Source organism: Actimicrobium sp. CCC2.4 (assembly GCF_034347385.1).
GTDB lineage: Bacteria > Pseudomonadota > Gammaproteobacteria > Burkholderiales > Burkholderiaceae_D > Actimicrobium.
In genome coordinates this window covers 853,866-871,833 of record NZ_CP133777.1, presented here as the reverse complement: position 1 = coordinate 871,833, position 17,968 = coordinate 853,866, and the positions used below count along the sequence as shown (strand labels likewise).

Sequence of the window (17,968 nt, the reverse complement as noted above, 5' to 3'; positions counted from 1 at the left end):
AAAAAAAGGCGCGAAAATACGCGCCTTTCGATTATGCCCTGAAACAGCGCTTTCTCTGGTTACCCCTTGATGACAGGTTCAACGGCGCGCAAACGGATGTGCAGTTCGCGCAATTGCTTTTCATCGACCGGCGATGGCGCCTGTGTCAGCAAACATTGTGCCCGCTGGGTTTTCGGGAAGGCGATCACGTCGCGGATCGAATCGGCACCGGTCATCATCGTGACGATGCGATCCAGACCGAAGGCCAGGCCGCCGTGCGGTGGCGCGCCGTATTGCAAGGCGTCGAGCAGGAAGCCGAACTTGAGTTGCGCTTCGTCATCATCGATTTTCATCGCGCGAAATACCTTGCTCTGGACTTCGGCACGATGGATACGGACCGACCCGCCACCGAGCTCCCAGCCGTTCAGAACCATGTCGTAGGCCTTGGCAATGCACTTGCCCGGATCGGTCTCGAGGAAGTCTTCGTGACCGTCTTTTGGCGCTGTGAACGGATGGTGCGCGGCATGCCAGCGATCGCCTTCCTCGTCGTATTCGAACATCGGGAAATCGACCACCCACAATGGTTTCCAGACATCGTCGAACAAGTCGTGCTTTTTGCCGAAGTCGGAATGACCGACCTTCACGCGCAATGCGCCGATGGCATCGTTGACGATCTTGGCCTTATCGGCACCGAAGAAAATCAGATCGCCGTCCTGTGCACCGGTCAGTTCGAGGATGCGGGTCAATGCGGCGTCGTGCAGGTTCTTGACGATGGGTGATTGCAAGCCGTCGCGGCCCTTGGCGATGTCATTGACCTTGATGTAGGCCAGGCCCTTGGCACCGTAAATGCCGACGAACTGGGTGTAGGCATCAATTTCCGAACGCGGCATCGCGCTGCCGCCCGGCACACGCATGCCAACCACGCGTCCGCCCAGCATGTTGGCTGCGCCCGAGAAGACCTTGAAGTCGACATCCTTCATCACCTCGGTGAGGTCAGTGAAGGCCAGCTTGACGCGCATGTCGGGCTTATCGGATCCGTACAGACCCATCGACTCCGAATACGGCATCACAGGGAACGGGTTCGGCAAGTCGATGTCGAGTGCATTTTTAAACACCAGGCGGATCATGCCTTCGAACAGGTCGCGGATTTCCTGCTCGTTCATGAACGAGGTTTCGCAATCGATCTGGGTAAATTCGGGCTGGCGATCAGCGCGCAAATCTTCATCGCGGAAGCATTTGACGATCTGGTAGTAGCGGTCGAAGTTGGCCACCATCAGCAATTGCTTGAACAGTTGCGGCGACTGCGGCAGCGCAAAGAACTGGCCGGCATTGACGCGCGACGGCACCAGATAGTCGCGCGCACCTTCCGGGGTCGACTTGGTCAGCATCGGCGTTTCAATGTCGATGAAGCCGTGCGCGTCGAGGAACTTGCGCACTTCCATCGTCACCTTGTAGCGCAGGCGCAGGTTGTTTTGCATCTGCGGACGACGCAGATCCAGCACGCGATGGGTCAGGCGGGTGGTCTCGGAGAGGTTGTCGTCGTCGAGCTGGAACGGCGGCGTCACCGATGGATTGAGGACTTCAAGCTGCTCGCACAGCACTTCGATCTTGCCCGATGGCAGGTTGCTGTTGGCGGTGCCGTCAGGACGCAGCCTGACTACGCCGGTGACGCGCATGCAGAATTCGTTGCGCACGATTTCGGCGGTGCTGAAGACTTCGGCTTGCTCGGGATTGCAGACAACTTGCACCAGACCTTCGCGGTCACGCAGGTCGATAAAGATGACGCCGCCGTGGTCGCGCCGGCGATGCACCCAGCCGCACAGGCTGACAGTTTGGCCGAGGAGCGCCTCAGTGGTGAGGCCGCAGTAGTGGGTTCGCATGGACATGTTCGGTTTCCGTATTCAGTGTTTCAGTGGTTCAGTGGTTCAGATGAGCTGCCGTGACCGGCCGGCGTCCGCAGGCGTCAGCTGGTGATCTTGGCAGGATCAATGATGATTTTTTTATCGAAATGTTCGGGGGCGACGACGCCCATCGAGACAATGTACTTGAGTGCTGCGTCGACCGTCATGTCGAGTTCGATGGTCTCGTCACGTGGCACCATCAGGAAAAATCCCGAGGTCGGATTCGGCGTCGTTGGCACGTAAATGCTGATGAAGTCGCCCACCAGATGATTGCGCACATCGCCGCCCGGCACGCCGGTAAGGAAAGCGATGGTCCAGCTGCCGCGGCGCGGGTACTCGACCAGCACGGCTTTGCGAAAGGCATTGCCCGACGACGACAGCAAGGTATCCGACACCTGCTTGACGCTGGAGTAGATCGAGTTGACCACCGGGATGCGGGTCAGCAGGCGTTCCCACCAGATCACGACGTGGTTGCCAACGAAGTTGCGCGTGGCCAGACCCGTGACAAAAATGATCAGCAAGGTCAGGATGGTGCCCAGGCCCGGAATCGCAAAACCGAACAGCACTTCCGGACGCCAGCGCGCCGGCAGTAGCAACAGCGACTGGTCCATCGTGCCGATGATCAGATTGACGACCCATAACGTGATCGCCAGCGGGACCAGTATCAGTAATCCGGTGACAAAATATTTACGAAGCATGATGAGCAGCCCTTGTTGCCACGTCGGTGGCGAAGCAAACAATCAGGTTGATGACGGCGTACTACCGCCTGTATCGGATTTGGCCGGTGCCGCAGCAGCAGCCGGTGCTGCCGGTGCCGGCGTTGATGTTGACGTTGACGTTGACATCCCCGGCTCGCTGCTCTTGGCCGGCTCGGCCTGACTGACCGGTGCTGCGGTGGTGCCGGCCCCGCCACGGAAATCGGTGGCATACCAGCCTGTTCCCTTGAGCTGGAACCCGGCTGCCGTCAACTGCTTCCTGAACGTATCCTTGCCGCATTCCGGACAATCGGTCAACTTGGGATCGGACATCTTTTGCAGTACATCCTTGGCAAAACCACACGCTTCGCAGCGGTACGCGTAAATCGGCATGAAAAAGTCCCCGCACAAGGCGATCAAAGGCTGGGATTATAGAGGGTTTCGGGGGGGAACCGGAGGGGATTGCGGCCAGCACAGGGCATTCCAGCATCAACCCCGTTGAATCGCCACATGCCCGCGCACCACCTGCGGTACCAGCGACCCCAGCAGCATTCCGGCCAGGCTCAGCACGATGCCGACCAGCTGCGGTGGCCAGTAGCCTTCCGGTGCGAACAGTTCGAACAGAATCCACGACGACAAGCCGAGGATGATGGACGCCAGCGCGCCCTGCCGCGTGGCGCGCTTCCAGTACAAACCCAGCGCCAGCGGCACGAAGGCGGCCACCAGCGTGATCTTGTAGGCGTTCTCGACCATCTTGTAGATACTTGACTGGCTGTGCAACGCAAAGGCCGTGACGATCACCGTGAAGACCACCAGCACGCAGCGCATGCCGAGCAAAAATTGCCGGTCGGTCTGCACCGGCAGCAAGCCCTTCAGGATGTTTTCGGTGAAGGTGATCGAGGGTGCCAGCAGAGTCGCGCTGGCGCAGCTCTTGATGGCGGAGAGCAGCGCGCCGAAAAACATCACCTGCGCAATCAGCGGCACCTTGGTCATGATCAGCGTCGGCAGGATCAGTTGCGGATCAGTGTCGATGAGGCCGGCCACCATCTGCGGGTCGATCAGCGTCGCCGAATACGCCAGGAACATCGGGATGAAGGCGAAGCAGAAGTACATGACGCCGCCGAGGATAGAAGCACGGCCGGCGATCTTTTCATTCTTCGACGCGCCGACGCGCTGGAACACGTCCTGTTGCGGGATCGAGCCGAGCATCATCGTGATCCACGCTGCGCCGAACCACAGCACCTCGCGCGAGCTCGGTGCCGGCCAGAAATCGAACTTGCCGGCATTGGCTGCATGCGCCACCACCACCGACGCGCCACCGGCCATTGCCGAGACTTCCCAGCCGATGTAGAGCATGCCGAGCACGATGATGATCATCTGCAAGAAGTCCGTCACCGCCACCGCCCACATGCCGCCCATCAGCGTGTAGACCAGCACGCTGGCCGCACCGATCATCATGCCGGCATCCATCGAAATTGCACCGCCCGAGACGACGTTAAAGACCAGCCCGAGCGCCTTGATCTGCGCGGCCACCCAGCCGAGATACGACACCACGATGCAGATCGTCACCATGACTTCGACCGCGCGGCCGAACTTGTTGCGATAGAAGTCGCCGATGGTCAGCAGGTTCATCCGGTACAGCGGACGCGCAAAGAACAGCCCGACCAGGATCAGGCACATCGACGAACCGAACGGATCGGCAATCACGCCACGCAAACCCTCCTTGACGAAGGTCGATGAAATCCCGAGTACCGCCTCCGAGCCAAACCACGTGGCAAACACGGTGGCCGTGACCACCGACATCGGCAGCGAGCGGCCGGCCAGCGCGTAATCCTTCGAGTTCTTGACGAAGCGCGCCGCGTACAAACCGATGCCAACCGAGATCACCCAGTAGAGAATGACAAACCAGATGAGGGCGTGCATGGCGGATCCTTGGGCGCAAAGTGGAGACGAAAAATAAGCCGCCGATTATAACGAAAGTTGCTCGAAAGATTCGAGCAACAATCCATCAATAGCCTAACGCCGCTGCCACAACTGCCAGACTTCCTTGCCGGCAAAGACGGCGATGGACTGTTCGGCCGGTGCCTCTTCGATCAACACAAAATGCGGCTGCATCAGCGCGTCGAGCGTTGCCCGGTCGGCCCCGAACGGCGGACCTTTTGGCGCGTCGTCATAAAAGAAAAATCCCCCGAGCAAGGCTCCCGGTGCCAGTAGCGCAGCCCATTGCGCGATCACATCCGCCCAACGCGCGCGCGGCATCGCACACAGGAATGCTCGCTCGTAAATAAACGCCACGGCTTGCGCTGGCGCAAAGCTGAAAAAATCAGCTTGCCGCACGTGGCTGGCAAACTCACCCAGCAACTGCGTGGCGGCGTCCACCGCCGCCGGCGAAAAATCGATCGCCGTCACCGGCCAGCCCGCTCGCGCCAGATGCCGCACTTCGTGGCCCATGCCGCAACCGGGAATGAGCGTGTTCATCGGCGTTACTGCCTGCGCGATGAAGCGCGCCAGTTCCGGCGGCACGCCGCCCTGATCCCACGGCATGAATTGCTGCACAAAACGCTCGTCCCAAAAGCCCGGTGCCAACGGATCCCGTTCCGTGAAGCGCGGCGAAGTCATCAAAACGACCAGGCCAGCCAACGGCCGACAAAGCGCACCAGCAGCAAGCCGCCCAGCAGCCCGGCGGCGAAATACACCACGGTGCCGATCAGCCGGTTGGTGCGGCGCTGCTCGGCCAACAAGGCCACCAGCAAGGTCTTGTTGTCGTCATTGGGCTGGGCGATTCTGGCCAGCGCGTGATGCATCATGCGCGGCAATTGCGGCAACAATTTGTTGTAGTGCGGCGCTTCGGTTTTCAGGCGATCGACCAGTCCGCGCCAGCCGATCTGCTCGGCCATCCAGCGCTCCAGGTAGGGCTTGGCGGTTTTCCATAAGTCGAGATCGGGATCGAGTTGGCGACCCAGCCCTTCGATATTGAGCAAGGTCTTTTGCAGCAGCACCAGTTGCGGCTGCACTTCGACATTGAAGCGCCGCGAGGTCTGAAACAGCCGCAGCAGAATCTGTCCGAACGAAATATCTTTCAGCGGCCGGTCGAAGATCGGTTCGCAACAGGCGCGCACGGCCGCTTCGAGCTCATCGACACGGGTCTCTCGCGGTGCCCAGCCGGACTCGATATGCGCCTCGGCGACCCGCTTGTAATCACGCCGGAAAAACGCCAGGAAATTCTGCGACAAGTAGTCCTTGTCGAAGTCATTGAGCGTGCCGACGATACCGAAATCAAGCGCGATGTAGCGACCCAGCGTGGCCGGCTCGATCGACACCAGGATGTTCCCCGGATGCATATCTGCATGAAAGAAGCCATCGCGAAATACCTGCGTAAAAAAGATTTCGACACCATCGCTGGAGAGCTTTTTCATGTCAACGCCGGCCGCGACCAGCTTGTCGATCTGCGAAATCGGAATGCCTTTCATGCGCTCCATCACGATCACCGACGACGAGCAGTAGTCCCACATCATCTCGGGCACCATCAGCAGCGTCGAGTCGGCAAAATTGCGCCGCAGCTGGCTGCCGTTAGCCGCTTCGCGCATCAGGTCGAGTTCGTCGTGCAGGTACTTGTCGAACTCGCCGACGACTTCGCGCGGCTTGAGCCGCTTGGCGTCAGCCCAAAGGCGTTCGACCAGACCGGCCGCGACATGCATCAGTGCGACGTCTTCGTCGATCGACTTTTTCATGCCCGGCCGCAGCACCTTGACGGCCACTTCGCGACCATCCTTGAGCACCGCAAAATGGACTTGCGCGATCGAGGCCGAAGCCACCGGCACGCGCTCAAAACTGGCGAACAGTTCCGACGGATGGGCACCGAGCGACTTGGTAATTTGCGCGATCGCCAGTTCGGAATCGAACGGCGGCACGCGGTCTTGCAGGCTGGTCAGTTCCTCGGCGATATCGGGCGGCATCAGGTCGCGCCGGGTCGACAGTACCTGGCCAAATTTGACGAAGATCGGACCGAGTTCTTCGAGTGCACGGCGCAGCCGTTCGCCGCGCGGCGCCGAAATATCACGCCAGAAAATCAGTGTGTCGATCAGCTTCGCAGTACGTGGAATTTTCAGGCCGGACATCGCAATGTCGTCGAGCCCGTACTTGATCGCGACGCGGGCAATCTTGAGGACACGCAGGAACTTGAAACTCATTGCGTGCGACCTTTCAGGCGCGCGATGCGCTTGGCCATGCGTTCGACATCGTCGCGCAGGCGTGCGACATCGGTGGCAAATTCACGGACGGCTTGCGGGCGCTTCAACATCGGGTTCTCTTCCAGAAAATATTCGGCGGTGGTTTCGGCCAGTTTTTGATGGGTGCTGCTGACGGTTTGCATCAGCGACTTCGCCCCGGCCACCAGCCGTACCGCAGCGAGATCGCCGACTACGCGGCTCAGATCGGCTTCCGCCTCCCAATGCAGCGACTGGCTCAGTTGTGAAATCGTGTTAGCCAGATCGGCATCGCCATCGATGACCACATACGAAAAAGCGCGACTGCGGTTGGCCAGGATCAACGGCAGGTCGGCCGGCTTGATACGGATCGTCACGCTGGCAGTGACTCCGTCGGCAGCGGCGCTGACATAGCCATCCGGTTCGATCTGCAAGGCCAGCGCGAACAGGCCGAGGTCAAAGCAGGCGGTCTTGCCGGCATGCGCCATCAGACGGGTACGCGCCCACTGCTCGGGCGCGAGCAAGTGATTGATGGCGGCGGGTGCAACTAGGGGGAGAGGAGAGAGTGTCATCGTCAATAAAAAAAACCGCCCGTGACCATACACGGGCGGTTTGAGTTTAGCAGTTTGCGAACGGATTCTTATGTTGCCGTCCGGGCGCTACCGAATTAAACCAATTGCATTAAGACAGTTGCTGGATACCCGCCAGTATCCAGCCACCCTGACCGGAAGTCGGCTTCGACAGATTCCAGGCTTCGGCGAATGGCTCGGCCGGTGCGTTTTCGGACTCCTTGATCATGCCGGAGAACTTCACGCTAGCCAGGTAATCACCACCGACGGTTTCGACACCCATCAATTCGGCGTCGAGCTTGACGACGTCAGTGACGTTGGCCGACGCGCCGCGTTCCTGGATTTGCAGACGCAGTTCAGCGAACATTTCCGACGAAGTGAATTCGCGGATGTCGTTGATATCGGCCTTGTCCCAGGCCGCTTGCAGACGGATGAAGTAGGTCTTCGAATTACGCAGGAAACCTGGCACATCGAAATCCGCCGGTACGCCGAACGGTTCGGCGACAGCCGCAGCCGCACCACTGGCCAGCGGCACCGATTGCAGCGCGGCCGGTTGGGCGACAGGCTCGATGCGCGAACCGATTTCCGGCGTGTAATTGCGGCTGCTGTTGTCCGTGCTGCCGGCATCGTAACCACCGGCATAACCGGGCTTGCTGCCGTCATCGGTCTTGCGCTTGAACATGCGGTAGATGAAGAATGCCGCTGCTGCCAGCAAGCCCACCATCAACAGCGTGCTGATCATGCTGGCCATCGCGCCACCCAGACCGAAGTGCGACAGCATCGCGCCCAGACCCAGGCCGAGCAGTGCGCCACCGAGCATGCCGCGCCATGGACTGGCCGGCTTCGGCGGTGTCACGCCAGGAGCCGCAGCCGGTGTGGCCGGCCGTGCCTGGCTGGCCGCTTGCGAAGACTGGCTAGGCGCTTGCCGGCTAACGCCCTGCGATTGACGACCAAACGAACCACCACCACCCATGCGTTTGGCGGCGACTTCAGTGGCCACCATCGACAGCGCGCCGAAGGCCAGCATCATTATCAGCAAATATTTTTTCATGCAATGCTCCTAGAATTTGATACCGGTGTGAAGTGCAGCCACACCTGCTGTGAGATTGAAGTAATCGACCCGACCGAAACCGGCCTCCTGCATCATCGTCTTCAGGGTTTCCTGATCCGGGTGCATGCGGATCGATTCGGCCAGATAGCGGTAACTGTCGGCATCGCCGGCAATGCGTTGACCCAGCCAGGGCAACACGGAAAACGAGTAGACATCATAAGGTTTCTGCAACGCGGTCGCGACCTTAGAGAACTCCAGCACCAGCAGCTTTCCGCCAGGCTTGAGTACCCGCCGCATCTCGGTCAGCGCGACATCCTTGTGGGTCATGTTGCGCAAGCCAAATGCGACGCTGACCCGGTCGAAGTAATTGTCAGGAAACGGTAACTTCTCGGCGTCACACAGCAAGGTTGGGGTCGACAAGCCATTGTTCAAGAGCCGGTCACGCCCGACCCGCAGCATCGATTCATTGATATCGGTCAACCAGACTTCACCGGTCGAGCCGGCCTTGGCGGCGAATGCCTTGGCCAGGTCGCCGGTACCACCCGCGATATCGAGCACCTTAAAACCGGGACGGATGCCTGCCTGGGCAATCGTGAACGTCTTCCAGAGTCGATGCAGCCCGACCGACATCAAGTCATTCATGACATCGTACTTAGCGGCGACCGAATGAAATACTTCGGCCACCTTGTGGACCTTGTCTTGTTCGTCGACGGTTTGATAACCGAAGTGCGTGGTGTTGGTCATGGACTGATCCGAATAAAAAATATTGTGGAGCGGGTTCGATGCGGGTCTCGCCGTGCGCCGCACAAGCTGGATAAAACCAACCCTATGTTACCCGCAGCTTTTGCCGGAGGCTTTTTTGGGCGCAGCGATCACATCGCGGCCGCTCTCGCCTTCATGACCGGCGGCCTGCAGACGCGCCAGGTAATCGTCCCATAGGGCGGGCTGATTCTCGCCCAGCCAGTGCAGGTACTCCCAGGAATAAATCCCGGTGTCATGCGAATCCGAAAACTGCGCTTGCACCGCGTAATTGCCGATCGGCTCGAGTCCGGTGATATCGATGTCGCGTTTGCCGGTCTGCAAAGTTTCCTGGCCGGGACCGTGTCCACGCACTTCGGCCGACGGCGAATACACGCGCAGCAGTTCGAACGGCAATGAAAAATTCTGGCCATCGTCAAAGCCGATTTCCAGCAAGCGGGACTTGCGGTGCACGGTCAGTCCGGTCGGACTGGCTTTCGGTGCGGATTGTTTGGAGCCTGTCATGAATAAGTTATCCGGTAAAAGTGAATGATCACGCGCTGAAGGCGCGCTGCAATGCCAGTCGCAAGGCTGGCAACAAGGCCAACCGTGCGGCTAGCGAGGTCGGTGCCGGCACCCGTGCTGCTTCGGCCCAGACCGGCGCCGGGAAATGCGCATCATCGCGGTAGCGCGGTATCACGTGCCAGTGCAAGTGCGGCACCATGTTGCCGAGCGCAGCAAGGTTGATCTTGTGCGGCGTCATGACTTCACGCAGCACCGTTTCGACCTTGCAGACGGTCATCATCAGCCCACTGCGATCAACCGGACTCAGGTCGGTCAGCTCGGCTGCATGCGCGGTCCAGATCACGCGGCAGAAACCCGGATAGCGCGCATCGTCGACCAGCACGATGCGGCACTGTCCGGTGCGCACGATGACCTCGCCGCCATCGGCGTCGCACAATTCGCAGCCTGACACCGGCATCGTCATGGCTACACCAGAATCCGCTCGATGCCGCCGGCATTGGCACGCGCGACGTATTCGGGCATCCAGTTCGGGCCGAGGATGTGGCGCGCCATTTCGACCACGATGTAATCGGCATCAGTGCCCGAGTCTTCATCGTAGCGCGACAGACCTTGCAGGCAGGACGGGCAACTGGTCAGTATCTTGACCTCGCCGGTGAAGCCATCGGCGCGGACCTTGTCGACGCCCTTGACCATTTCTTCTTCCTTGCGGAAGCGGATCTGGGTCGAGATGTCCGGCCGCGCCACGGCAAGCGTACCGGACTCGCCGCAGCAGCGATCATTCTTTTCGATCTTCTGGTCGTCAATCGTCGTGATCAGGCTGTTGACGGTTTTCAGCGGGTCCTGCAACTTCATCGGGCTATGGCACGGGTCGTGATACATGTAGCGCGTACCGGTGACGCCTTCGAGCTTGACGTTCTTTTCGAGCAGGAATTCATGGATGTCGATGATGCGGCAGCCAGGGAAAATCTTCTCGAATTCGTAACCCTGCAGCTGGTCGTAGCAAGTGCCGCACGACACCACGACGGTCTTGATGTCGAGGTAATTGAGCGTGTTAGCCATCCGGTGGAACAGCACCCGGTTATCAGTGATGATTTTTTCGGCCTTATCAAAATCACCCGAACCGCGTTGCGGATAGCCGCAGCACAAATAACCCGGCGGCAGCACGGTTTGCACGCCAGCGTGCCACAGCATGGCTTGCGTGGCCAGCCCGACTTGCGAGAACAGCCGCTCCGAACCGCAACCCGGGAAGTAGAACACCGCTTCAGTATCGGCGGTCGTGTTCTTCGGATCGCGGATCACCGGGACGATCTTGTCGTCTTCGATATCGAGCAAGGCGCGCGCGGTTTTTTTCGGCAGATTGCCCGGCATCTTCTTGTTGATGAAGTGGATCACCTGCTCGCGGATCGGCGCCTTGCCGTGCGTCGATGGCGGTGCCTTGGTCTGCTTTTTCGCGAACTTTTGCAGGATGTTGTTACCGAGCCGCTGGGCCTTATAACCCCAGCCGATCATGACCTGGCGGGTCGCGTTGATGGTCGCCGGATCGGTCGCGTTGAGGAAGAACATCGATGCGGTCGTACCCGCGTTGAAGGACTTCTTGTTCATCTTGCGCAGCAGGTTGCGCATGTTCATCGACACTTCGCCGAAGTCGATGTCGACCGGGCACGGCGTCAGGCATTTATGGCAGACCGTGCAATGGTCGGCGACGTCTTCGAACTCTTCCCAGTGCTTGATCGAGATGCCGCGCCGGGTCTGTTCTTCGTACAGGAAGGCTTCGACCAGCAGCGAGGTGGCGAGGATTTTATTGCGTGGCGAGTACAGCAGGTTGGCGCGCGGCACATGCGTGGCGCAGACCGGTTTGCATTTGCCGCAACGCAGGCAATCCTTGATGCTGGTCGAGATCGCGCCGATATCGCTTTGCTGCATGATCAGCGACTCGTGACCCATCAGCCCGAACGACGGCGTGTAGGCATTGCGCAAGTCGGCGTCGATGCCGGGCAGGTCCATCATCTTGCCCTTGTTGAAGCGCCCTTCCGGATCGACGCGCATCTTGTAGGCGCGGAAATCCTTGATCTCGTCGTGGGTCAGAAACTCCAGCTTGGTGATGCCGATGCCATGCTCGCCCGAGATCACGCCATCGAGCGAACGCGCCAGGATCATGATCCGAGCAACCGCAGCGTGGGCATCCTGCAGCATTTCATAGTGGTCGGAATTGACCGGTAAGTTGGTGTGCACGTTGCCGTCGCCCGCATGCATGTGCAGCGCCACGAAGACGCGGCCACGCAGGATGCGTTTGTGGACTGCGGCGCACTCGTCGAGGATGGGCTTGAAGGCCGCACCGCTGAACGACAGGCGCAATGGCGCGCGCACTTCGGCCTTCCACGAGATGCGGATGGTGCGGTCCTGCGCCAGGTCGAAGACGGTGGCGGCAGGTTGCTGCAGCAGGCGTTCATCGAAGGCCGCCGACAGTTTCTGCAAGCCCAGCGCGACCAGTTCGGCCTTGGCCTCGACCAGCGGACGGTCGAGGTTGGCCAGCACATAAGTCCAGCGCGCATGGGTCGCGTCGAGCAAGGCTTGCGCTTCGGTGACGCGGTCTTCCAGCATTTCGGTCGGCGGAATCGCATCGCCGTCATCGCTCTTGCCGAGTGGCAGATTGCCTTTCTCGAAAAACTCGCCGAGCGCTTCGACCAGCTGCAGCTTGTTCTTGATCGACAGCTCGATGTTGATGCGCTCGATGCCGTCGGTGTATTCGCCCATCCGGTTCAATGGAATGACGACGTCTTCGTTGATCTTGAACGCGTTGGTGTGGCGGGCAATGGCGGCCGTGCGGGCGCGGTCGAGCCAGAATTTCTTGCGCGCTTCCGGACTGACGGCAACGAAGCCTTCACCGACATGCTTGTTGGCCATGCGCACGACTTCGGACGCCGCTTGCGCGACAGCCACATCGTCATCACCGACGATATCGCCGAACAGCACCATTTTCGGCAGCACGCCGCGCTTGGATTTGGTGGTGTAACCGACCGCGCGCAAATAGCGCTCATCCAGATGTTCGAGACCGGCCAGGATGGCGCCGCCTTTGCGGGTCTCGCCATCGAGGTAATCCTTGATCTCGACGATCGATGGAATCGCTTCGCGCGCCTGGCCGAAAAATTCAAGGCAGATGGTGCGCGTGTGCTTGGGCATCTTGTGCAGGATCCAGCGCGCCGACGTGATCAGGCCATCGCAACCTTCTTTCTGGATGCCCGGCAGGCCGGACAGGAACTTGTCGGTGACGTCCTTGCCGAGACCTTCCTTGCGGAATGAGCGGCCGGGGATGTTCAGCGTCTCGGTCTTGAATGGCGCAGTGACCACGCCATGTTCGGCCGGATGGGTCCAGACCAGTTCGAAGGTCGCCATCGGCGCATCGTGGATCTTGCTCAGGTTGTGGCCGATGCGGGTGACTTCGAGCCAGTCGCCATTCGGATCGACCATTTTCCAGCTGGCGAGATTGTCGAGCGCGGTGCCCCACAGGACGGCTTTCTTGCCGCCGGCGTTCATCGCGACATTGCCACCGATGCACGAGGCTTCGGCCGAGGTCGGGTCGACCGCGAAGACGAAGCCGGCTTTTTCGGCGGCATCGGCAACGCGCTTGGTGACCACGCCGGCGCCGGAATAAATCGTCGCGTAATCGCGGTCGACGCCGGGCAGGCGCGTCATTTCGACGGCGCCCAGCTGCTCGAGTTTTTCAGTGTTGATGACCGCCGACAATGGCGTTAGCGGAATCGCGCCGCCGGTGTAGCCGGTGCCGCCGCCGCGCGGGATGATGGTCAGACCGAGCTCGATGCAGCCTTTGACGAGGCCGGCCATTTCGTTTTCGGAGTCCGGCGTGAGGACCACGAACGGATATTCGACGCGCCAGTCGGTCGCATCGGTGACATGCGAGACGCGCGAGAGGCCGTCGAACTTGATGTTGTCTTTCTGGGTGTAGCGTGACAGGACTTTGTTGGTGCGCTTGCGCAGGTCGAAGGTGTGCTTGAATTCATCGCCGAAATCAGCGACCGCCTTGCGCGCCGCGCGCAGCAGCGCTTCGACATTGGCACTGCGGCGCAGCGCGACGGCGTCGCCGGCTTCGGCCAGATCAGTCGTAATGCGGCGTTTGTCGACTTCGCCCAGCCGGTGGTTCAGTGCATCGACCAGTGCCTGGCGGCGCTTCGGATTGTCGAGCATATCGTCTTGCAGGTAGGGATTGCGACGCACCACCCAGATATCGCCCAGCACTTCATAGAGCATGCGCGCCGAGCGACCGGTCTGGCGGGCCCCGCGCAATTCGTCGAGCAGGCTCCAGGCATCTTCACCGAGCAGGCGAATGACGATTTCTCGGTCGGAAAACGAGGTGTAGTTATACGGAATTTCACGCAACCGTGAAGCGGCAGCAGCATGGCCGCTGTCCGCCAGGAGAGATTGAATTTGCGCCGGGGCGTTCATCGAATAATTGCCTGCAGGATTCTAAAAAAGCATTTTAGCGTATTGCGTTGCACCGGACTTGAACACCCTTGCACGAACGCGGGCAAGCAAAAGGTCAGAACCAGCTACCGATTTGACGCCACCAGTCATCCGGCACGGTTAGCAGCACCGTGGTCGCCGCCAGGTAGCGCAAAAATTTACCGGCCGCCATATAAAAAACACAGGGCCAGAACGGCAGGCGGGCCCAGCCACCCAGCGTGCACAACGGGTCCCCGACCACCGGCAACCAGCTCAGCAGCATCGTCTTTGCGCCGAAATGCTGGACCCAGCGCATCCAGCTCCCGTAACGCTCGTTCGACAAAGCTTTCTTGGCACCGTAACCCATCCAGTAATCGACAATGCCGCCCAGCGTATTGCCGCAGGTGGCCACCAGGATCGTTGGCCAGAACAGTGCCGGATTGGCCTTGATCACCGCAAACACGGCCGGTTCCGAACCGAGCGGCAGCAAGGTGGCCGACACAAAGCTGATCACGAATACCGATGTCAGGCCAACTGCAGGAGCAGCAATGGCGGCAAGCAACCACAGCGTGGCGTTTTCTATCATCTGGACCAGGAAAACAGTGGGTGCGGCAGAGGCGTCAAGAGTGTCCTTTTTATGCTGATGATCAACATCAGGGGTGACGGGGGCGCTCCATTATAATGAGCCTCCGACGTATTTCCCATTTGCAGTGACGATCCGGCATTCATCCCGGCCGGCTCCGCCACGCAGCACTCCGACATCGCACCCATGACCATCGACTATCTGCAAAAAATCCTGAACGCCCGCGTCTACGACGTCGCCGTTGAAACTCCGCTGGAATTGGCGCCGACGCTGTCGCAGCGCATTGGCAACCGGATTTATTTCAAGCGCGAAGACATGCAGAGCGTGTTCAGCTTCAAGCTGCGCGGTGCCTACAACAAGATGGCGCACTTGCCGCCGGCCCAACTGAAGCGCGGTGTCATTTGCGCATCCGCCGGCAATCATGCCCAGGGCGTGGCCTTGAGCGCGACCCGCCTCGGTTGCCATGCAGTGATCGTGATGCCGACGACCACACCGCAAGTCAAGATCGATGCAGTCAAGGCACGTGGCGGTGAAGTCGTGCTGTTCGGTGAGTCGTTCAGCGACGCCTATGACCACGCACTCAAGCTCGAAAAGAAACTCAAGCTGACCTTTGTGCATCCGTTCGATGATCCCGATGTCATTGCCGGCCAGGGCACCATCGGCATGGAAATCCTGCGCCAGCACTCCGGTCCCATCCATGCGATCTTTGTCGCCATCGGCGGCGGCGGCCTGATCGCCGGCGTTGCCGCTTACGTCAAAGCCGTGCGGCCCGACATCAAGATCATCGGTGTGCAGACCACCGACTCCGATGCAATGGCACGCAGCATCGCCGCCGGCAAGCGCGTGACGCTGCCTGATGTCGGGCTGTTTTCGGATGGCACGGCGGTCAAGCTGGTCGGCGCGGAAACCTTTCGCATCGCGCAGTTGCTGGTCGATGAGATCATCCTGGTCGATACCGACGCGGTCTGTGCGGCGATCAAGGATGTGTTCCAGGACACCCGCAGCATTCTCGAACCGGCAGGTGCACTGGCCGTGGCGGGGGCCAAGGCTTACGTCGAACGCTCACTGAAAACCAGGAAGCCGGTCAGGGACGAGACCCTGATCACGATCGCCTGCGGTGCCAACATGAACTTCGATCGCCTGCGTTTTGTCGCCGAGCGCGCCGACGTCGGCGAATCGCGCGAGGCAGTCTTCGCGGTCACCATCCCTGAGGAGCGCGGCAGCTTCCGTCGCTTTTGTGAATTGGTCGGACCGCGCAACGTCACCGAGTTCAATTACCGCATCAGCGATGCCGCCGCGGCGCATGTCTTTGTCGGCATCCAGATTGCCAACCGCGACGAGTCCGCCAAGATTGCCAAACAGTTCGACAAGCATGGATTCACCACCCTTGACCTCAGCCAGGATGAACTGGCCAAGTCGCATATCCGCCATCTGGTCGGCGGTAAAAGCGCGCTGGCGCAGGACGAATTGCTGTACCGCTTCGAGTTTCCCGAACGGCCCGGTGCGCTGATGCGCTTCCTCGACAGCATGGCGCCGAACTGGAATATCAGCCTGTTCCACTACCGCAATCAGGGCGGCGATGTCGGCCGCATCCTGGTCGGTTTGCAGGTGCCGAAAAAAGAAATGAAAGCCCTCCGCGACTTCCTCGCCACCCTGGGTTACGGCTTCCACGATGAAACCGCCAACCCGGTCTACAAGCTGTTTTTGGGATAACACGAATGACCACGACCATCACCGCGCCGCGCGCGGCAGAAGCTTCGCCACTCGGCAAGCCGGCCAGCTACCAGTCACACTACGACGCCTCGCTGCTGTTTGCGATCGCACGCCAGGACAAGCGCAGCGAACTCGGCCTGGGTGCCGGCCGCACGCTGCCATTTTTTGGCATCGATATCTGGAATGCCTACGAAGTGTCCTGGCTGAATTTGCGCGGCAAACCGCAGATCGCGATGGCCACGATTACGGTGCCGGCCGACTCGCCCAACATCATCGAATCCAAATCCTTCAAGCTGTACCTGAACAGTTTTAACCAGACCCGCCTGGCCGATACCGATGCGTTGCTTGCCCTGTTGCGCACCGATCTGTCCAACGGCTTCGGTGCGCCAGTGCAGATTGCGCTGACGTTGCCGGATCAGTTCGGCGCCTTGCGCTTCGGCGAACTCGATGGCTTGCTGCTTGACCGGCTCGATATCGAAGTCGATAGCTACGCGCCGGATGCGGCGCTCTTGCATGCGGCACAGCACGAACCGGCTGTCGAGCAGACGCTGGTGTCGCATTTGCTGAAATCGAATTGCCTGGTCACCGGCCAGCCCGACTGGGGCAGCGTGCAAATCCACTATGTCGGTGCCGCAATCGATCAGGAAAGCCTGCTGCGCTACCTGATCGGCTTTCGCGAACACCATGAATTCCACGAGCAATGCGTCGAACGGATTTTCACGGATATCCTGACGCATTGCCGGCCGCACAAACTGGCGGTGTATGCGCGCTACACCCGACGCGGCGGGCTGGACATCAACCCATGGCGCAGCAATTTCAGCACCGGAAAAATGCCGCCGAACCAACGCAACGCCCGGCAATAAACGGCACACCGCCATGAAAATCTTAGTTGCCTATTAATTAATACCATTTGATATCTACCGGCAATTTCTGGCTGTACGGTATGACCACTCAAAAAGGTAATTTTTGATTGCTTTAAAGTTGTAACTCCGCATAAAAACAGGCCTATAATCCGCTCGAATTCACCTTTCGTGCGATGCAATAATGACCTCAGAATCATGACGAACCTTGCCAAAATCCTTACACCCGACAATGTTGTACTCGGGCTTGAAGTCTCCAGCAAAAAACGGGCATTCGAGCAGGCCGGCCTGATTTTTGAAAACAACTGCGGCATCGCCCGCTCCAGCGTGTCCGAAAATCTGTTCGCGCGCGAACGCCTCGGATCGACCGGACTGGGTCACGGCGTGGCCGTACCGCATGGCCGGATCAAGGGATTGAAAGCGCCACTGGCTGCCTTCGTGCGCCTGAGCGAAGCCATCCCGTTCGAGTCGCCCGACGGCTTGCCGGTCAGCTTGCTGGTATTCCTGCTGATCCCGGATCACGTCACGCAGCAGCATCTCGAAATCCTGTCCGAAATCGCCGAGATGTTTTCGGACGATGCCTTCCGCAGCCTGCTGGCCACCGACCCTGACCCGATTTCCGTTCACACCCGCCTGATTGCATGGCAAGGCAGCATGCACGACCTGGGCTAATCCCACCGCGCTACGGAGT

General features: G+C 59.9%; 16 protein-coding genes. 3 read left to right on the top strand and 13 right to left on the bottom strand.

What is annotated here, in order from left to right; genetic code table 11:
- Window positions 1–59: 59 nt before the first annotated feature.
- The 13 genes from aspS to RHM62_RS04070 form a co-directional block, all read right to left on the bottom strand.
- Window positions 60–1,865 carry an aspartate--tRNA ligase gene (aspS, locus tag RHM62_RS04130; protein ID WP_322124300.1) on the bottom strand — a complete coding sequence of 602 codons (1,806 nt, stop codon included), beginning with the start codon at window positions 1,863–1,865 and terminating at the stop codon, window positions 60–62.
- Window positions 1,866–1,942: 77 nt separating this feature from the next.
- Window positions 1,943–2,578, bottom strand: a complete 636-nt coding sequence (locus tag RHM62_RS04125; protein ID WP_322124299.1) for a DUF502 domain-containing protein — start codon at window positions 2,576–2,578, stop codon at window positions 1,943–1,945.
- Between the two features lie 42 nt (window positions 2,579–2,620).
- The gene (locus tag RHM62_RS04120; RefSeq protein ID WP_322124298.1) at window positions 2,621–2,968 is read right to left on the bottom strand and encodes a zinc ribbon domain-containing protein; all 348 of its coding nucleotides are present in this window, start codon (window positions 2,966–2,968) and stop codon (window positions 2,621–2,623) included.
- 96 nt (window positions 2,969–3,064) lie between these two features.
- Window positions 3,065–4,498: a sodium:solute symporter family protein gene (locus RHM62_RS04115; protein WP_322124297.1), complete on the bottom strand. Its 1,434-nt coding sequence runs from the start codon at window positions 4,496–4,498 to the stop codon at window positions 3,065–3,067.
- Window positions 4,499–4,591: 93 nt separating this feature from the next.
- On the bottom strand, window positions 4,592–5,194 hold the full coding sequence (locus tag RHM62_RS04110; RefSeq protein WP_322124296.1) for a methyltransferase domain-containing protein: 603 nt from the start codon (window positions 5,192–5,194) through the stop codon (window positions 4,592–4,594).
- Complete coding sequence (gene ubiB, locus RHM62_RS04105; protein WP_322124295.1) at window positions 5,194–6,765, bottom strand: ubiquinone biosynthesis regulatory protein kinase UbiB; 1,572 nt, start codon at window positions 6,763–6,765, stop codon at window positions 5,194–5,196. The genes RHM62_RS04110 and ubiB overlap by 1 nt, the downstream gene beginning before the upstream one ends.
- Window positions 6,762–7,352 (bottom strand): ubiquinone biosynthesis accessory factor UbiJ, encoded by a 591-nt coding sequence (locus RHM62_RS04100; RefSeq protein ID WP_322124294.1) that lies wholly within the window; start codon window positions 7,350–7,352, stop codon window positions 6,762–6,764. Before RHM62_RS04100 ends, ubiB begins: the two co-directional genes overlap by 4 nt.
- Before the next feature lie 109 nt (window positions 7,353–7,461).
- Window positions 7,462–8,400: a Tim44-like domain-containing protein gene (locus RHM62_RS04095; RefSeq protein ID WP_322124293.1), complete on the bottom strand. Its 939-nt coding sequence runs from the start codon at window positions 8,398–8,400 to the stop codon at window positions 7,462–7,464.
- A gap of 9 nt (window positions 8,401–8,409) precedes the next feature.
- Window positions 8,410–9,144 (bottom strand): bifunctional demethylmenaquinone methyltransferase/2-methoxy-6-polyprenyl-1,4-benzoquinol methylase UbiE, encoded by a 735-nt coding sequence (gene ubiE, locus RHM62_RS04090; protein ID WP_009666795.1) that lies wholly within the window; start codon window positions 9,142–9,144, stop codon window positions 8,410–8,412.
- 87 nt (window positions 9,145–9,231) lie between these two features.
- Window positions 9,232–9,663, bottom strand: coding sequence for a DUF971 domain-containing protein (locus RHM62_RS04085; RefSeq protein ID WP_322124292.1), 432 nt, complete (start codon window positions 9,661–9,663; stop codon window positions 9,232–9,234).
- 28 nt (window positions 9,664–9,691) lie between these two features.
- The gene (locus RHM62_RS04080) at window positions 9,692–10,126 is read right to left on the bottom strand and encodes an HIT family protein (RefSeq protein ID WP_322124291.1); all 435 of its coding nucleotides are present in this window, start codon (window positions 10,124–10,126) and stop codon (window positions 9,692–9,694) included.
- 2 nt (window positions 10,127–10,128) lie between these two features.
- Window positions 10,129–14,124, bottom strand: coding sequence for a DUF3683 domain-containing protein (locus tag RHM62_RS04075; RefSeq protein ID WP_322124290.1), 3,996 nt, complete (start codon window positions 14,122–14,124; stop codon window positions 10,129–10,131).
- A gap of 94 nt (window positions 14,125–14,218) precedes the next feature.
- Window positions 14,219–14,707, bottom strand: coding sequence for a YqaA family protein (locus RHM62_RS04070; protein ID WP_322124289.1), 489 nt, complete (start codon window positions 14,705–14,707; stop codon window positions 14,219–14,221).
- 141 nt (window positions 14,708–14,848) lie between these two features.
- Here RHM62_RS04070 and ilvA point away from each other — a divergent pair, with 141 nt between their 5' ends.
- The 3 genes from ilvA to RHM62_RS04055 all read left to right on the top strand — a co-directional run bounded on the left by ilvA (window position 14,849) and on the right by RHM62_RS04055 (window position 17,949).
- A complete protein-coding gene (gene ilvA / locus RHM62_RS04065; protein WP_322125314.1) occupies window positions 14,849–16,417 on the top strand; it encodes a threonine ammonia-lyase, biosynthetic in 1,569 nt (522 codons plus the stop codon).
- Window positions 16,418–16,422: 5 nt separating this feature from the next.
- The gene (gene queF / locus RHM62_RS04060; protein WP_322124288.1) at window positions 16,423–17,280 is read left to right on the top strand and encodes an NADPH-dependent 7-cyano-7-deazaguanine reductase QueF; all 858 of its coding nucleotides are present in this window, start codon (window positions 16,423–16,425) and stop codon (window positions 17,278–17,280) included.
- 195 nt (window positions 17,281–17,475) lie between these two features.
- Window positions 17,476–17,949: a PTS sugar transporter subunit IIA gene (locus tag RHM62_RS04055; RefSeq protein ID WP_322124287.1), complete on the top strand. Its 474-nt coding sequence runs from the start codon at window positions 17,476–17,478 to the stop codon at window positions 17,947–17,949.
- The last annotated feature ends 19 nt before the right edge of the window (window positions 17,950–17,968 follow it).

What these genes read in the sequence shown, in the direction of transcription:
- RHM62_RS04100 (WP_322124294.1), bottom strand. Translation starts at nt 7,352, where the DNA reads ATGACACTCTCTCCTCTCCCCCTAGTTGCACCCGCCGCCATCAATCAC.
- RHM62_RS04120 (WP_322124298.1), bottom strand. Translation starts at nt 2,968, where the DNA reads ATGCCGATTTACGCGTACCGCTGCGAAGCGTGTGGTTTTGCCAAGGAT.
- queF (WP_322124288.1), top strand. Translation starts at nt 16,423, where the DNA reads ATGACCACGACCATCACCGCGCCGCGCGCGGCAGAAGCTTCGCCACTC.
- RHM62_RS04055 (WP_322124287.1), top strand. Translation starts at nt 17,476, where the DNA reads ATGACGAACCTTGCCAAAATCCTTACACCCGACAATGTTGTACTCGGG.
- aspS (WP_322124300.1), bottom strand. Translation starts at nt 1,865, where the DNA reads ATGTCCATGCGAACCCACTACTGCGGCCTCACCACTGAGGCGCTCCTC.
- RHM62_RS04070 (WP_322124289.1), bottom strand. Translation starts at nt 14,707, where the DNA reads ATGATAGAAAACGCCACGCTGTGGTTGCTTGCCGCCATTGCTGCTCCT.
- ubiB (WP_322124295.1), bottom strand. Translation starts at nt 6,765, where the DNA reads ATGAGTTTCAAGTTCCTGCGTGTCCTCAAGATTGCCCGCGTCGCGATC.
- RHM62_RS04125 (WP_322124299.1), bottom strand. Translation starts at nt 2,578, where the DNA reads ATGCTTCGTAAATATTTTGTCACCGGATTACTGATACTGGTCCCGCTG.
- ubiE (WP_009666795.1), bottom strand. Translation starts at nt 9,144, where the DNA reads ATGACCAACACCACGCACTTCGGTTATCAAACCGTCGACGAACAAGAC.
- RHM62_RS04085 (WP_322124292.1), bottom strand. Translation starts at nt 9,663, where the DNA reads ATGACAGGCTCCAAACAATCCGCACCGAAAGCCAGTCCGACCGGACTG.
- RHM62_RS04080 (WP_322124291.1), bottom strand. Translation starts at nt 10,126, where the DNA reads ATGACGATGCCGGTGTCAGGCTGCGAATTGTGCGACGCCGATGGCGGC.
- RHM62_RS04115 (WP_322124297.1), bottom strand. Translation starts at nt 4,498, where the DNA reads ATGCACGCCCTCATCTGGTTTGTCATTCTCTACTGGGTGATCTCGGTT.
- RHM62_RS04095 (WP_322124293.1), bottom strand. Translation starts at nt 8,400, where the DNA reads ATGAAAAAATATTTGCTGATAATGATGCTGGCCTTCGGCGCGCTGTCG.
- RHM62_RS04110 (WP_322124296.1), bottom strand. Translation starts at nt 5,194, where the DNA reads ATGACTTCGCCGCGCTTCACGGAACGGGATCCGTTGGCACCGGGCTTT.
- RHM62_RS04075 (WP_322124290.1), bottom strand. Translation starts at nt 14,124, where the DNA reads ATGAACGCCCCGGCGCAAATTCAATCTCTCCTGGCGGACAGCGGCCAT.